The organism is Franzmannia pantelleriensis, from assembly GCF_900102875.1.
Lineage (GTDB): Bacteria > Pseudomonadota > Gammaproteobacteria > Pseudomonadales > Halomonadaceae > Franzmannia > Franzmannia pantelleriensis.
The window spans coordinates 111,969-124,791 of sequence record NZ_FNGH01000012.1; the positions used below are offsets into that span (position 1 = coordinate 111,969).

The following is a 12,823-nucleotide window of genomic DNA, read 5'->3' on the forward strand; positions in this document are numbered from 1 at the left end:
CTCTCCCAACCCCCTGCCTGGCAGCTATTGGCAGGCAGGGGTCACCAGTCATGGAGTTGGTGGGTTGACTTGAATCAACGTTCGACGCGACGATTCCAGCGGTTTGTCCATTCCATGCGCTGTGGATTAATAGTGTCCCAATCCACTGAGGTCAGGTGATCGATGCGGTCACCGTAGGGCAAGCTCGCCGCCAGTTCTTCATCGAGCTCGGTGTATCGATTTGCTGGCCCCCAGCCCTGAGTGTCCGCGAGGATAGCCTGGATCTCAGGAGAGAGAAGGTGTGCCATGAAAGCTCTGGAGAGTTCGTCTTCACCACTGCCATCGACAATGCATCCTGCAACCATCAAGGCAACTGCTCCCTCTTCAGGATAAGCAAACTTCACTGGGAATCCGGTATCTGCTAGTGCCTGAACACGCCCGCTTCCCCAAACCGAGAGTGCAATCTCCTCATTCTGGAAAAGCTGCGACATTCCTCCTGCAGAGGTCTCGAAGCTGAGGATATTTGGAACGACGGAATCTTGAATGTATTCGAATCCAGGATCGATATCGTCCTCTCCCCCTCCGTTTAATCTGGCAGCCATAACCAAGGTATGCAGGCCATAGGTATTGCTAACCGAAGGCACGACAACCTTTCCTTGGAACTTTTCGTCAGCCAGGTCACGCCACGAAGACGGTGACTCCCACCCGTTTCGCTCAAACATTTCTGCGTTGTAGGCAAAACCAGATGCCACCACGCCCACGCCTACGGCATTGTCATTAGGAAAGCGGGCAATGTCATAAACATCATCTAACGCCTCAAAGCCGTTCATTGGTGCGCAAAATCCTAGATTCACGGCTTGGTACATCGGCCCATCATCAAGCAGAACAACATTCAGCTCTTGCTGGCCAGCCTGGGCTTGGAGTCGCGCAAGTGTATCAGTGGAATTACCGGCAACGTATACGATATCGACATCATGCTTTTCTTGAAAGGCAGGAATGATGGACTCCTTCATCGCATATTCCGATGAGCCACCATATGCACCTATATATAGAGTATCTGCCTGTATTGATGCTGCTGCAAGTCCGATCACGCCAGTCATGGATGCAGTTAAGAGTACCCGTCTACTCATTCTGGAGATCCTTTAGTTTGTTGTTGTAAAGGTCAGTCAATATCGACAGAGTCAGAACCGTTTGTAATTGCTGCACCGCCATATCGACACCACGACTTAGAAACTAGCATTGGCAGATCATGCAGACCAATGCCTTTTCGTACCGCCCCTATTCGTCAATGTTATGGCAAGGTCCGCCTTCAGCATCGATCAGCTGCTGGAGCTGGCTCTGCGCATCCTCCAGAAATTCCATTGCCAGGCGTGCCGGAGGGCGATAGGCGGGAAGGACTGCGCTGTAATGAAACTCGATCGCGGGAAGAAAGGGTTTTGATACCAACCCCTGCTTGGAGTAGAAGTTTGCCGTCACGGGATCGATCAATGATACACCTGCCCCCGCTTTCACCAGCTCGCACGCAACGCTGGACAGTTGTGTCTCTATGCGCCTGCGTCGTTTGACACCCGCCGAATGGAAGGCTTGATCGATGATGGGCCTAACATCCTGTAGCTGGCCCAAGGAAACGAATGGCTGATCTTCCAAGTCCTGAATATCAACCACCTGCTTCATAGCCAAGGGATGAGAGGGCAGCATCATCAGTCGAAGGTAGCCGGTTGCCAGAGGCAAGATGGTCACTGCCGGATCCTCAAGGCGCATACCGATGAATCCCAGGTCGCACTGCTGAGTTCCGACCCACTCCAGGACCCGTTGAGAGCTATGCGACTGAAGTGAGATGGTTATGCCCGGATGCCGTGCAGAAAAATCATGCACCATGCTCGGGAGTGCGCTCAATGCCAATGCAGGCATGCAGCTGACAAGCAACCGGCCAGTACGGAATTCGCGGATTTCTTTTGCAGTTTCAGTGATTTTGTCAAGCCCGACGAAGGCCCGCTCGACATCTTCATAGAGCGCCTGCGCTTCTGGCGTCGGGACTAGTCGCCCCTTGTCTCGCTTGAACAAGGAAAAGCCCACATGGTATTCAAGGTCGGCGATAAGCCGGCTCACGGCAGGCTGTGAGACATGAAGCGTCTGGGCAGCACGGGTCACGGTCTTATGCACCATGACTGCCCGGAATGCTTCGATCTGGCGAAGGTTGACCATCTTCTTCCTCTATAAATTCAAAGGGGTGTGCCTACTCAATATACGTTTTAAAAATACAACTTCACTCCAGCGACCCCCTGGCCGCCCCCTCATCCCTGGTCGCAACGCAATCGACTTCTCAAGGCTGTTGATTCATGGATGATCAACCTACAGTGGGACCATAATTAGGCGTTATGCTGTAAACGACCCTCACAAGGATACGCCCGATGGACGAACACACCCTTCCCGGCCAGCACGAGCTCTCGATGACCGTGCTGATGACCCCGGACATGGCCAACTTCAGCGGCAAGGTGCACGGCGGGGCGATCCTCAAGAAGCTCGACGAGGTCGCCTACGCCTGCGCCAGCCGCTACTCGGGCAGCTATGTGGTGACGCTGTCGGTGGACCAGGTGCTGTTCAAGCAGCCGATCCACGTCGGCGAGCTGGTCACCTTCCTGGCCATGGTCAACCACGTCGGGCGCTCGTCGATGGAAATCGGCATCAAGGTGGTGGCCGAGAACATCCGCGACAAGGTGATCCGCCACACCAACAGCTGCTACCTGACCATGGTCGCGGTGGACGAGGATGGCACACCTGCCCTGGTGCCGCCGCTCAAGCTCGAGACGCCGCTGCAGAAGCTGCGCTTCGACAAGGCCGCGCTGCGCAAGAAGCTACGCAAGCAGGCCGAAGAGGAGGCCCGGCGCACCCATGCGCACCACTATGCGACTCAGCCCCAGCCAGACGATACGCAGGACTGAGCCACGCCTCGTCCCGGCGAAGGAGACGCCATGACCACCCGACAAGCCCTGAGCCCCAGCCTGGAGCGACTGCACCTGGTGTGGGATCTGCTAATCATGGTGCTGGTGGTGGCCAACCTGAGCCTGCTGCTGGTCGATGCGCTGTTCCTGCTCGATCCGCTAAATGCTGGCTTCGAGCGCCTGGCACCGGGTCTCCATCAGGCCTACGACCAGCATATCCACGCCAACTTCGTGGCCATCGACCTGCTGTTCGTGGCGGTGTTCGTCGCCGACGTACTGCTCGGCTGGGCAGTGGCGATCATCGAGCGCCGCTACCACCGCTGGTTCTTCTACCCCTTCGTGCACTGGTACGACGTGCTGGGCTGCATCCCGGTAGGCGGCTTCCGGCTGCTGCGGGTGCTGCGGGTGATCTCGCTGGTTCAGCGCCTGCACCGCCTGGGACTGATCGATGTGCGCCAGTGGTGGCTCTACGCCTTCGTCGCCAAGTACTACGACATCCTGCTCGAGGAGCTCTCCGATCGCATCGCGCTGCGCCTGCTGGGCAATATCCAGCAGCAGGTGCAGGCCAGTGACTCGCTGTCGGGGCGGGTGATCGAGGAGGTGGTGATGCCGCGCAAGCAGGCGCTGGTCCATGAGATCACCCGCCGCCTGGAAGATATGGCCGGCAGCGCCTACCAACGCAACCGCGGCGACCTGATGCGCTATGTCAGCGCCCTGGTCGGCCGCACGCTCGAGAACAGCCCAGAGATCCAGCGCCTGCGACGACTGCCAATGGGCCGCCAGCTGAGCGCGGCGCTGGACGATACCCTGAGCGATATCGCCTGCCGGCTGGTGGAAGAGGCCGCCAACGGTCTGCGCTCGCCGGAGTTCGAACAGCTGCTGGAACGCGTCGCTGACAGCGGCCTGGATGCCTGGCTGAAGGTCGATAGTCACAGCGATGCGGTGACCGAGCAGGTGCTGGTGGATATGCTCGAGGTGCTCAAGGAGCAGGTGCGGAGGCAGCGCTGGAAGGACCGCTACGACTGAGCCGTCAGAGAGTGGCCGGCGCCAACGGGGGCGACTCGAGGGCGTCGAGCAGCACCTGTAGCGCCTGGTCGAGGGCCTCGCGGGAGGCCGCCGCGCTCAAGCACAGGCGAATCGCCTGGGGCGCGGGCTCGCTGCCCACGCAGAACGGCTCGGCGCTGGTGACGCGCACGTCGCGGCTCGCCAAGGCCTCGACCAGTGCCGCGCTGCGCATACCATGGGGCAGCGTCAGCCACAGGTTGGCGCCCAGCGGCTGGCCACTGACCTCGAATCCGGCCAGGCGCTTGCGCGCCAGCGCCTGGCGTGCTGCCAGCTCTTCACACTGCCAGGCCAGCAGCGTCTCGGCGTCACCGCTGGCCAGCCACTGGCAGACCGCTGCAATCATCAGCGGCGGCACCATCCAGCTCTGGGCGCGCAGTCCCGCGGCAAGCCGCTCGCGTAGGCGTTCAGGCGCGCGCAGGATACCGATCCGCAGGCCGCCGGCCAGCACCTTGGCGGTGCTGAACACGAACAGCGTGCGCTCAGGGGCCAGCTGATAGAGCGGCGTGCCCCGCGCTGGCGCTGGTAGATACTGCACGCCATCCTCGAGCAGCCAGAAATCGTACTCGCGGGCCAGCGCCGCCAGCCGCTGACGGCGCGCCTCGCTGAGACTGGCCCCGGTCGGGTTGTTCTGATCCGGGGTGACGTAGACCAGCCGCGGTGCCTGGCGCGCGCACAGCCGCGCCAGCGCCTCGACGTCCATGCCGTCCGCATCCATGGCGATGCCATCTACCTTGAGATGCGCCTGCTGGGCGGCACCGATCAGCCCCGGGTAGGTCAGCGCATCGGTAGCAATTCGCTCGCCGGGGCGCAGCAGCGAGGTCAGCGCCAGGCTGATGCCATGTTGCCCCCCCTGGGTGATCAGCAGCTCCTCCGCAGGCAGGGGCATGTCCAGGCTAGCCAACCATTCGGCCAGCTGGCGACGCTGGTCGAGCAAACCGTCGGCAGCCTGATACTCCACCGACGCCTGCAGCAGCCGTGGCTGCCGCGCGATGGCGTTCAACGCCCGCCCCAGCGCCTCGGCGCGCAGCGGATGCGGCGGCGGCAGGCTGAGGCTGAGATCGATCAGCCCCTCACCCCTTTCGCCACCGGGGAGGGGAAATGCCGCTGCGGCATCGACACCGCCCCTCACATAGGTCCCGCTGCCGATCCGCGCCTGCAGCCAGCCCTGGCGCTCGGCCTCGGCATAGCCGCGGGTCACGGTACCCACGGTGACGCCAAGCGCATCGGCCAGGCGACGCTGCGGCGGCAAGCGGTCACCGGGAACGAGTTCGCCGCGCTCGATAGCCACGGCAATGGCATCGCTCAAGGCACGATAGCGCGGTCCCTGCGAGGAAAGCTCTGGCACCCAAATTGTCATGGTGACAATAAATCCATTGACGCTGAATTCAGTCCGATTATGCTGAAAAAACCGAGACAATCAAGAAAATCACTTTAAATTGAATGGATACAATAATGCTGGAAGGATTGGCCTTTCTCGGCCCGGCGGCGCTCTACATGATGTCGATGACCATCACCCCTGGCCCCAACAACGTGATGCTAACCGCTTCGGGCGCCAACTACGGGTTCTGGCGTACCATGCCGCATATGCTCGGCATTCTCGGCGGCTGTTTCGCGCTGTTTGCCGGCATCGCCCTGGGCCTGGGGCTGCTGTTCGAGCGCTACCCCATGGTGCAGACCACGCTGCGGCTTGTAGGCAGCGCTTACCTACTCTACCTGGCCTGGAAGATCGCCAGCGCCCCGCCGCCGGACCTGCGCCTGCGCGGCGAAGGCCGACCGCTGACCTTCTGGCAGGCCGCTGCCTTCCAGTTCGCCAACCCCAAGGCGTGGGTGATGGGCCTGGCGCTGATGGCGGGTTTCCTGCCCCAGGGCGGCGATACCCTCCTCAATGCGCTGCTGCTGGCCGCCTTCGCCGAGCTGGTGGCACTGCCGTGCATTGCGCTGTGGGCCGGCTTCGGCACCGCCATCGGGCGCCTTCTCAAGACGCCCCGCGCCTGGCGGCTGTTCAACCTGGCCATGGGGGCGATGACCGCCGCCTGCGTGATCCTGATCCTGCGCTAGCCGCAGGTGATCTGCTCGATCCGATCGTCGTCGTCGAGGCGGATGTTGAGGCGGTCGGGGCGATGGTCCATGGTTGCCGCATCGCCGGGGCGCAGCACGCGCACCGCCGCGGCACCGCTCTCCTCCTCGATGGCAGTGCGCAACGCCTCATTGTAGTCGCGGCCAACGCGGTCCTGCACCGAGCGAGCACCGCAGGTATCGCCGCGCTGGGTCACGCTGGGCGGCTCCGGTGCCGGCTCACGCGGCACGCTGGAAGGCCCCGCAGTGGTACATGCCGCCAGAGCAAGGCTCGCCGCCAGCGCCGGCAGAAAACGGGAAAATATGAACATGGTGACTCCTTGTCGTGGTCATTGATGGAACCAGACGCAAAACGGGCGAGCCAATCGGCCCGCCCGCATCGGCGCATCTGCCACATGCAGAACGCTTAGTTGGCTGCATCCTGAACGGCTTCACCGCCGCGCTCGACATCTTGGCCGGCGCCTTCCATGGTGTTACAGCCGGCCAGGGCGCCAGCGGTCATGAGCAGGGCAAAACTGAGGGCTATCGCTTTTTTCATCTGTGTTCTCCTTAACACGTGCTAAGAAACAACCGGATCGGGGTCCGTGTCGTCCATACCTTCCATGAGGCGATGGTCTCAATCAGACTAACAGTCATGGCCCCACTTTGCACAACCGGCCCGACTTAGCTGGCCGAGCGCTGAATGGCCTCTCCCCCTTCCTCGATATCCTGACCGGCACCGTGAATGGTGTTGCAGCCGCTCAGCAGCGACAGGGTGAACAGCGACAGCAAGATTACAGCTGATAGGCGTTTCATGGTCATATCCTCGTTCCTTGATGGCTCCGGCGGAAAAGCCCGCACTACCCTCAATTTAGCAGTTGTTCACGCATCCGTGAGGCCGATTCGCGTCCGCCTAGCCTAATAGCAGAACGCGATTGGTGACGTTGGCCACCTGCGGCGCAAGCCCGAGAAACATCAGCGGTAGGGTCAGCATCGAGCCGCCCGTCGACAACACGTTGATCAAGCCCGCCACGCCGCCGATCGCGACCAGCGCCAGCGCTTCCTGTAGAGTCATGAAATATTCCGATGTCGCCGCGGCCCAGGGGCCCATCATGGCACAACCGGCGGCGAGCATGACGGCGACTTAACCTCGCTCCCTTGGCATGAGGACGCACCATGCAAGACCTGACCCTCGACCCGCGGCTCGAGGCCGATACCTATCCCATCACCGAGCTGCCGCTGTCGCGGGTCCTGCTGATGGACGATACGCGCTTCGCGTGGCTGATTCTGGTGCCGCGGCGTAGCGGCGCCTGCGAGGTCAGCGACCTCAGCGAGGCGGACCAGGCGCAGCTGTGGCGGGAAGCCACCCGCTTGGGCAGCGAGCTCAAGAGTGCGCTGGGCGGCGACAAGCTGAATATCGCCGCTCTCGGCAACGTCGTCTCCCAGCTGCACGTCCACGTGATCGTGCGCCACCGCGACGATGCGGTATGGCCGGCCCCGGTGTGGGGCCACGGCGAGGCCGAGCCCTACGACCTCGATGCCCTGGCCGAGCTCCGCGACCTGGTGCTGGCGCTGGTCGAGGGCATGCGCTTCGAAGACTAGCCGAACGGAGAGGTGCGCGGTGCCGGCTCCTCGGCGTCCTGGGTCTGGCCGCTGCGCTCGACGCCGGGAGTCAGCAGCGGGTCGCTTCTCGGCGAGCTGACCCCGGTCACCGATAGCGATACGCCGAGCACTACGATGGTCAGCCCCCCTGCCAGCGCGGCCCAGCCCACCATCCGCTGCACGCGGCTACCGCTGGCTTGCCGCGCCAGGCGTCGCTCGGCCCAGCCGCGGGCCATTACGCTGGCCAATGCCAGCGCCGAGACCGCCAACGCGGTACCCACCGCCATCACCAGCACCGCGCTGACGCCGACCCAGAACTGGCCCAGCAAGGATGCCGCGCCCAGCAGCAGCACGCCGCCGCTGCACGGGCGCATGCCGATCGCCACCACCGTGGCCAGCGCCGTGCGCCAATCAGCGACCTGGCGAGGATCGACGTGATGGGCGCTGCCGCAGCCGCAGTGTGCATGATGCTCGTGGTGGTGAGCAAAATGATGGTCGGTACCTGCCGAGGGCTGGCGGGTCGCCGCAGCGCCGGCGCTGGCCGGCGCCGGGGTACGACGCAACTGGCGAATGGCGCGCCAGCACAGCCACAGGCCGAGCAGGGTGACCATCGCGAAACTGGCCTGCTCGACCCATGCCACCGAGCCCATCGCCTGGCGGGTCAGCCAACCCAAGCCGTAAACCAGCACCGCCACCAGCGAGATCGCCACCAGCGCCTGCAGCAGCGAGGCCGCACACGACAGCGCCAGGGCGCGGCGTAGGGCGCCTCCCTGGGAAAGCAGGTAGGTGGTCAACACCGCCTTGCCGTGTCCAGGCCCTGCGGCATGGAAGACCCCGTAGCCAAAGCTGATACCCAGCAGCGTTACCCAGGCCGCCGGCGACGGCGTGCCGGAGAGTTCGGTGATCGCCAGCGTCAATGCCCGATGCAGGTCGCGCTGCCAGACCACTACCTGCAGGCTGATCGCCTGGGCCCCGCCTTGAAACAGCCAGATCAGTCCCGCCACGACCAGGATGCCGAGCAGCCCCCCCAGCCACACCGCGCCCGTCATGCGTCGCATTGGATCTCTCCGGTTTCGGCGAAGTAGCGGCCCAGACCGTCCGGGGCCTCATCGGTAATATCCAGCCGCGCCGCCTGGGCGACACGTGCCGGATCGGGATCGGCCGGAATGATACGGGTGCGACAGCGCTGATCGGCACCGGCCATCACCAGTGCTGCCTCGCTGGGCCCGTCACCGTCCTCCTCGTGGAGCACCTCGATATAGTAGGTCGGGTCGTAGACGCGATAGGCCAGCGACTCGCCGTTCAGGTCCAGCGGCGCCGCCAGCGGCAGCAGAAAAACGAACTCGACGCGCCCGTCTCGCTCCATCACCGTATACTCCTCCACGTCGCCCAGCGCCACGCCGTCGTCGGCGTGCCGCAGCTCGGTGAAATAGCCCTGTGGCGCTAAGGTGTCGCGGATCTCCATGCCCAGCATGTCGAGACGCTGCTCGAGGCTCTCCTCCCCTTGGGCGCGACTGAGTTCCTCGAGCAGTACCAGACTGTAGAAGGGATCCATTCGCCAGCGCTGGTGCAGCGCCTCGACGCGGCCATCGTCATCGAGGATCACGCGCATGCTCATGTCGATCCAGCCGTGGGGATGCGCCCAGGCCAGACACGGTAGCAACGCCAGCGCGGCGCCGAACGCCAGTCGCCGCCACCAGCAATATCCTGTGCTTGCTGTCATGCGTTTCACTTTTTGCTCATGTATTTACGATAGTGGGTAATGTCATCGGGCTCATGGTGCCAATCCCAATGCGGCCTGCAACTCCACCAGCAGCCGATCGAGGCTTTCGGGGGCCAGCGGCCGATTGCCACGCTGTCCGCTGAATGAGATCAGGGCGCCGTGAGGGCTCTCTTCAACGTCGAGGCGCAGTCGATAACCCGGCCACACCGCCGAAACGGCGTCGGCGCGGCCCAGCTCAACGTCGGCGTGGCGAATCACGTAACCGCGCTCGGCCAGCACTTCTATCCCCGCCGCCAGCGCCGCCTGGCGCTCCACCGGCAGCACGAAGGCGCGCGGCTCCGGGGCCATCGGCGCGGCGGCACAGGCGCCGAGCAGTACCAGCAGTGAGACGAACATCAAGCGTCTGGCGAGATAGTGGGTCATGACGCCCCCCGTTCAGCGGCCACGGCTTGTTCGATCGCCCGGCACAGGCTGGCATCGCCGCTGCGCGATTCACGCACCGCGCCTTCGGCATCGACCACCCGGCTATCCTGGGACACCACGACCTGCTCGCGGGGCACGACCACTGAAACGCGCTCGATCCGCGTGGCGTCGGCCGGAAAGCCGCCACCATAGCCGGCACGGCCGCCGCCGATCCCGATGCCGATACCTACACCGGAGCCCACCGAGACACGGCCACCGCTGCCGACGCCACCACCGATGCTGCCGAACACGCCGCTGCCGCGGGACCAGCGGTCATCATAGCGCGCTCCGTAGCCGGGCAGTACCCGACTGCGCTCGGCGCTGACGATCCCAAGCGATGCCTCGGTGTGGGTGATCCGGTAGCCCTCGCGCTCCAGCACATCTACTGCGGCACGCGTCACCGCTACCCGCTCGACCTCGCCAAGCGCCCAGCGGCACTCCGCTGGCGCCTCGGCGCGCTGGTCCGGTAGCGTCGCCGGCCCAGTGGCGCAACCCGCCAGTGCCACTAGCGGCAGCCACCACCAATAGCGCCATTCCCCTTGTCGCATCGGCTCTCCTCCACATCACTGCGGGCAGTCTACGTCGAAAACACCGCCCTTGCAGTGTCGCCCTCACCGCTGCTATGACCACGAGAAGATAGGATAAGCTCAGTACTCTTTCCTTTGATCAGCCGATGAGTCGCCCATGCATATTCTGATTGCCCCCGATAGCTTCAAGGATGCGCTGTCCGCCAGCGATGCCGCCCACGCCATTGCCTGCGGCATCCGACGCGCCGCCCCTGATGCCACGCTGACGCACTGCCCAATGGGTGACGGCGGTGAGGGCACCCTGGACGCCCTGCTCGACGCTACCGGTGCCGAACGTCGCGAGCAGACCGTTCAGGACGCCCTCGGCGCTCCCTGCCAGGCCACCTGGGGCTGGCACGCCGAGACCCGCAGCGCCTTTATCGAGCTGGCCGAAGCCAGCGGCCTGCAGCAGATCCCTCGCGACCAGCGCAGCGCCCTGCACAGCACCACTCATGGCGTCGGCGAACTGATCCTGGCGGCGCTGGATGCCGGTGCCGAAACGCTGCTGCTGACCCTCGGCGGCAGCGCCACCAACGACGCCGGCGCCGGCATGCTGGAGGCGCTGGGCGCGCGTCTGCTGGATGCCGAGGGCGCACCGCTGGCGCCCGGCGGCGCGGCATTGGCCAACCTGCAATCGCTCGACCTGAGCGGCCTCGATCCGCGCCTCGCCCAGCTCCGGGTGGAGGCCGCCGTGGACGTCGACAACCCGCTGCTCGGCGAGCGTGGCGCCAGCGCCGTCTTCGGCCCGCAGAAAGGTGCCAGCGACGCCGACGTGGCAACCCTGGACGCGGCGCTGGCGCACTTCGCCGACTGCGCCGCGGCGGTACTCGGTGACGACCATCGCGACCTGCCCGGTGCCGGTGCCGCTGGCGGTATGGGCTTCGCCGCCCGCGCCTTCTTCGGTGCCAGCCTGCGTCCCGGTATCGACATGGTCATGGAACAGGTCGACTTCGACGCGCGGCTGGCGGATGCCGATCTGGTGATAACCGGCGAAGGCCAGCTGGACGACCAGAGCCTCTCGGGCAAGACGCCGGTGGGCATTGCCCGGCGCGCCGCGGCCAGCGGCGTGCCCTGCGTGGCGCTGGTGGGGCGCCTCGGTGAGGGCTGGCAGGCCTGCCATGCCGAAGGCATCAACGCCGCCTTCGCGCTGGCCGATGGCCCCATGCCCCTCGACGAGGCGCTGGCGCGCTGCGCCGAGTTGCTCGGCGACCGCGCCGAGAGCATCGTGCGGCTGTATAGCGCCGCAAGCAGTTGAAAAACACGCGCAGCGGCAGCATGTCTCGGGTAGGCACATGCCGGGCGAGCCATTGCCTGGCGCTATAGCAGCCATGGCGACAATTCGCTAACGGTTGCCCGCCCCGCACACTAGACTCGTGGGCATTCACCATCAGGGACAGAGGAGATCATCGCATGTCCGATACCAACGCCATTGGCCTGCACGAGGCCAGCGCCAGCCAGCTGGCTGACAAACTCAACGCACTGCTGGCCAACTATCAGGTCTTCTACATGAACGTGCGCGGCTACCACTGGAACGTCAAGGGGCGCGAATTCTTCGAGCTGCATGCCAAGTTCGAGGAGCTTTATACCGATCTGCTGACCAAGATCGATGAGGTCGCCGAGCGCATTCTGACCCTCGGCCATCAGCCGATCCACGCCTACAGCGATTACGTGGCCACCGCTAGCATCCCGGAGGAGAAGAACGTCCACGACGGAACGACCTGCGTGCGCGGCGTGCTCACCGGCTACCAGACGCTGATCGAGCTGCAGCGAGAGATTCTTTCGCTGGCCTCGGACGCCGATGACGAAGGCACCGCCGCCCAGGTCGGCGACTATATTCGCGAGCAGGAAAAGACCGTGTGGATGCTGGGCGCCTATCTCGGCTGAGCCCCGCCCCATTCGACCACAGCCAGCGGCCGCCCATGGGCGGCCGCTGGCGTTTGAGGGTGTCGCCACTTGCCGTCAACGCGCGGCAATCATGCAGGCAGCGAGGAAATCGCCTGCGCCGGCGTCCAGCGTATCGTCGGCGGCATATACTGAGGCGGGAACTGCGGGGTAAGGCATCCAACCGCAACTGGAGGACACCCTCATGCGACGCATCACACCGATCGGCCTGCTACTCGGCATCAGTCTGGCATTGGCCATGGCCGGCACGCCGGCACTGGCCGACCACGACCGCCGCGGCTATCACGGCGGCGTGCATCACCACTACTACGGCACCCAGGCACACGGCGGCAAGCATCATCGCGCACCGCGCCATGTAAAACGCTCCAAGCACTACCGTCGCCCAGTGGTGATCCACCACCATGCCCCGCGCTACCGCCCAGCACCGCCTCGCCACGTGGAGCACCACTATCATCGGCGCAGCTCTAGCAGTGTGCCGCTGGTACGTTTTGGCAACGTCCCCATTGTCAGCGTTCGCGTCGACTGAC

Annotated in this window: 18 protein-coding genes; 7 read left to right on the plus strand and 11 right to left on the minus strand. The window is 64.3% G+C overall.

Annotated features, from left to right (window positions below):
• Positions 1 to 74 precede the first annotated feature (74 nt).
• Both BLT16_RS15520 and BLT16_RS15525 read right to left on the minus strand, forming a co-directional pair.
• Positions 75 to 1,109, minus strand: a complete 1,035-nt coding sequence (locus BLT16_RS15520) for an ABC transporter substrate-binding protein (RefSeq protein ID WP_089659426.1) — start codon at positions 1,107 to 1,109, stop codon at positions 75 to 77.
• 148 nt (positions 1,110 to 1,257) lie between these two features.
• A complete protein-coding gene (locus tag BLT16_RS15525) occupies positions 1,258 to 2,184 on the minus strand; it encodes a LysR substrate-binding domain-containing protein (protein ID WP_089659427.1) in 927 nt (308 codons plus the stop codon).
• 206 nt (positions 2,185 to 2,390) lie between these two features.
• Here BLT16_RS15525 and BLT16_RS15530 point away from each other — a divergent pair, with 206 nt between their 5' ends.
• Entirely contained in the window at positions 2,391 to 2,921 is a 531-nt protein-coding gene (locus BLT16_RS15530; protein ID WP_089659428.1) for an acyl-CoA thioesterase, read from the plus strand.
• A 30-nt stretch (positions 2,922 to 2,951) separates the two neighbouring features.
• A complete protein-coding gene (locus BLT16_RS15535) occupies positions 2,952 to 3,947 on the plus strand; it encodes an ion transporter (RefSeq protein ID WP_089659429.1) in 996 nt (331 codons plus the stop codon).
• A 4-nt stretch (positions 3,948 to 3,951) separates the two neighbouring features.
• Here the strand turns inward: BLT16_RS15535 and BLT16_RS15540 are convergent, their stop codons facing one another.
• Positions 3,952 to 5,343, minus strand: coding sequence for an aminotransferase-like domain-containing protein (locus BLT16_RS15540; RefSeq protein ID WP_089659430.1), 1,392 nt, complete (start codon positions 5,341 to 5,343; stop codon positions 3,952 to 3,954).
• Positions 5,344 to 5,438: 95 nt separating this feature from the next.
• Here BLT16_RS15540 and BLT16_RS15545 point away from each other — a divergent pair, with 95 nt between their 5' ends.
• Complete coding sequence (locus tag BLT16_RS15545; protein WP_089659431.1) at positions 5,439 to 6,044, plus strand: LysE family translocator; 606 nt, start codon at positions 5,439 to 5,441, stop codon at positions 6,042 to 6,044.
• On the opposite strand, the gene BLT16_RS15550 is transcribed toward BLT16_RS15545, so the two are convergent.
• The 4 genes from BLT16_RS15550 to BLT16_RS15565 all read right to left on the minus strand — a co-directional run bounded on the left by BLT16_RS15550 (position 6,041) and on the right by BLT16_RS15565 (position 7,176).
• Positions 6,041 to 6,373: an I78 family peptidase inhibitor gene (locus tag BLT16_RS15550; protein ID WP_089659432.1), complete on the minus strand. Its 333-nt coding sequence runs from the start codon at positions 6,371 to 6,373 to the stop codon at positions 6,041 to 6,043. The two genes, BLT16_RS15545 and BLT16_RS15550, sit on opposite strands and share 4 nt — an antisense overlap.
• Before the next feature lie 95 nt (positions 6,374 to 6,468).
• Complete coding sequence (locus BLT16_RS15555; RefSeq protein ID WP_089659433.1) at positions 6,469 to 6,600, minus strand: entericidin A/B family lipoprotein; 132 nt, start codon at positions 6,598 to 6,600, stop codon at positions 6,469 to 6,471.
• 125 nt (positions 6,601 to 6,725) lie between these two features.
• Positions 6,726 to 6,857: an entericidin A/B family lipoprotein gene (locus BLT16_RS15560; RefSeq protein WP_089659477.1), complete on the minus strand. Its 132-nt coding sequence runs from the start codon at positions 6,855 to 6,857 to the stop codon at positions 6,726 to 6,728.
• 97 nt (positions 6,858 to 6,954) lie between these two features.
• Positions 6,955 to 7,176 (minus strand): hypothetical protein, encoded by a 222-nt coding sequence (locus BLT16_RS15565; RefSeq protein ID WP_089659434.1) that lies wholly within the window; start codon positions 7,174 to 7,176, stop codon positions 6,955 to 6,957.
• A gap of 41 nt (positions 7,177 to 7,217) precedes the next feature.
• Here BLT16_RS15565 and BLT16_RS15570 point away from each other — a divergent pair, with 41 nt between their 5' ends.
• On the plus strand, positions 7,218 to 7,643 hold the full coding sequence (locus BLT16_RS15570; RefSeq protein WP_089659435.1) for an HIT domain-containing protein: 426 nt from the start codon (positions 7,218 to 7,220) through the stop codon (positions 7,641 to 7,643).
• On the opposite strand, the gene BLT16_RS15575 is transcribed toward BLT16_RS15570, so the two are convergent.
• The 4 genes from BLT16_RS15575 to BLT16_RS15590 are packed head-to-tail and all read right to left on the minus strand — an operon-like array spanning position 7,640 to position 10,376.
• Positions 7,640 to 8,701 (minus strand): nickel/cobalt transporter, encoded by a 1,062-nt coding sequence (locus BLT16_RS15575; RefSeq protein WP_089659436.1) that lies wholly within the window; start codon positions 8,699 to 8,701, stop codon positions 7,640 to 7,642. The genes BLT16_RS15570 and BLT16_RS15575 overlap by 4 nt on opposite strands.
• The gene (locus BLT16_RS15580; RefSeq protein ID WP_089659437.1) at positions 8,689 to 9,366 is read right to left on the minus strand and encodes a DUF1007 family protein; all 678 of its coding nucleotides are present in this window, start codon (positions 9,364 to 9,366) and stop codon (positions 8,689 to 8,691) included. The genes BLT16_RS15575 and BLT16_RS15580 overlap by 13 nt, the downstream gene beginning before the upstream one ends.
• Positions 9,367 to 9,417: 51 nt before the next feature.
• Entirely contained in the window at positions 9,418 to 9,789 is a 372-nt protein-coding gene (locus BLT16_RS15585; protein WP_089659438.1) for a hypothetical protein, read from the minus strand.
• Entirely contained in the window at positions 9,786 to 10,376 is a 591-nt protein-coding gene (locus BLT16_RS15590; RefSeq protein WP_089659439.1) for a hypothetical protein, read from the minus strand. The genes BLT16_RS15585 and BLT16_RS15590 overlap by 4 nt, the downstream gene beginning before the upstream one ends.
• A 136-nt stretch (positions 10,377 to 10,512) precedes the next feature.
• Here BLT16_RS15590 and BLT16_RS15595 point away from each other — a divergent pair, with 136 nt between their 5' ends.
• From BLT16_RS15595 to BLT16_RS15605, 3 genes are all read left to right on the plus strand, one after another.
• On the plus strand, positions 10,513 to 11,649 hold the full coding sequence (locus tag BLT16_RS15595; RefSeq protein WP_089659440.1) for a glycerate kinase: 1,137 nt from the start codon (positions 10,513 to 10,515) through the stop codon (positions 11,647 to 11,649).
• 155 nt (positions 11,650 to 11,804) lie between these two features.
• Positions 11,805 to 12,278, plus strand: coding sequence for a Dps family protein (locus tag BLT16_RS15600; protein ID WP_089659441.1), 474 nt, complete (start codon positions 11,805 to 11,807; stop codon positions 12,276 to 12,278).
• 202 nt (positions 12,279 to 12,480) lie between these two features.
• Positions 12,481 to 12,822 (plus strand): hypothetical protein, encoded by a 342-nt coding sequence (locus tag BLT16_RS15605; RefSeq protein WP_089659442.1) that lies wholly within the window; start codon positions 12,481 to 12,483, stop codon positions 12,820 to 12,822.
• Position 12,823: the final 1 nt, after the last annotated feature.

Bases quoted from the DNA above. Each gene is read 5' to 3' on its own strand.
- BLT16_RS15520 (WP_089659426.1), bottom strand. From the start codon at position 1,109: ATGAGTAGACGGGTACTCTTAACTGCATCCATGACTGGCGTGATCGGA.
- BLT16_RS15525 (WP_089659427.1), bottom strand. From the start codon at position 2,184: ATGGTCAACCTTCGCCAGATCGAAGCATTCCGGGCAGTCATGGTGCAT.
- BLT16_RS15530 (WP_089659428.1), top strand. From the start codon at position 2,391: ATGGACGAACACACCCTTCCCGGCCAGCACGAGCTCTCGATGACCGTG.
- BLT16_RS15535 (WP_089659429.1), top strand. From the start codon at position 2,952: ATGACCACCCGACAAGCCCTGAGCCCCAGCCTGGAGCGACTGCACCTG.
- BLT16_RS15540 (WP_089659430.1), bottom strand. From the start codon at position 5,343: ATGACAATTTGGGTGCCAGAGCTTTCCTCGCAGGGACCGCGCTATCGT.
- BLT16_RS15545 (WP_089659431.1), top strand. From the start codon at position 5,439: ATGCTGGAAGGATTGGCCTTTCTCGGCCCGGCGGCGCTCTACATGATG.
- BLT16_RS15550 (WP_089659432.1), bottom strand. From the start codon at position 6,373: ATGTTCATATTTTCCCGTTTTCTGCCGGCGCTGGCGGCGAGCCTTGCT.
- BLT16_RS15555 (WP_089659433.1), bottom strand. From the start codon at position 6,600: ATGAAAAAAGCGATAGCCCTCAGTTTTGCCCTGCTCATGACCGCTGGC.
- BLT16_RS15560 (WP_089659477.1), bottom strand. From the start codon at position 6,857: ATGAAACGCCTATCAGCTGTAATCTTGCTGTCGCTGTTCACCCTGTCG.
- BLT16_RS15565 (WP_089659434.1), bottom strand. From the start codon at position 7,176: ATGCTCGCCGCCGGTTGTGCCATGATGGGCCCCTGGGCCGCGGCGACA.
- BLT16_RS15570 (WP_089659435.1), top strand. From the start codon at position 7,218: ATGCAAGACCTGACCCTCGACCCGCGGCTCGAGGCCGATACCTATCCC.
- BLT16_RS15575 (WP_089659436.1), bottom strand. From the start codon at position 8,701: ATGCGACGCATGACGGGCGCGGTGTGGCTGGGGGGGCTGCTCGGCATC.
- BLT16_RS15580 (WP_089659437.1), bottom strand. From the start codon at position 9,366: ATGACAGCAAGCACAGGATATTGCTGGTGGCGGCGACTGGCGTTCGGC.
- BLT16_RS15585 (WP_089659438.1), bottom strand. From the start codon at position 9,789: ATGACCCACTATCTCGCCAGACGCTTGATGTTCGTCTCACTGCTGGTA.
- BLT16_RS15590 (WP_089659439.1), bottom strand. From the start codon at position 10,376: ATGCGACAAGGGGAATGGCGCTATTGGTGGTGGCTGCCGCTAGTGGCA.
- BLT16_RS15595 (WP_089659440.1), top strand. From the start codon at position 10,513: ATGCATATTCTGATTGCCCCCGATAGCTTCAAGGATGCGCTGTCCGCC.
- BLT16_RS15600 (WP_089659441.1), top strand. From the start codon at position 11,805: ATGTCCGATACCAACGCCATTGGCCTGCACGAGGCCAGCGCCAGCCAG.
- BLT16_RS15605 (WP_089659442.1), top strand. From the start codon at position 12,481: ATGCGACGCATCACACCGATCGGCCTGCTACTCGGCATCAGTCTGGCA.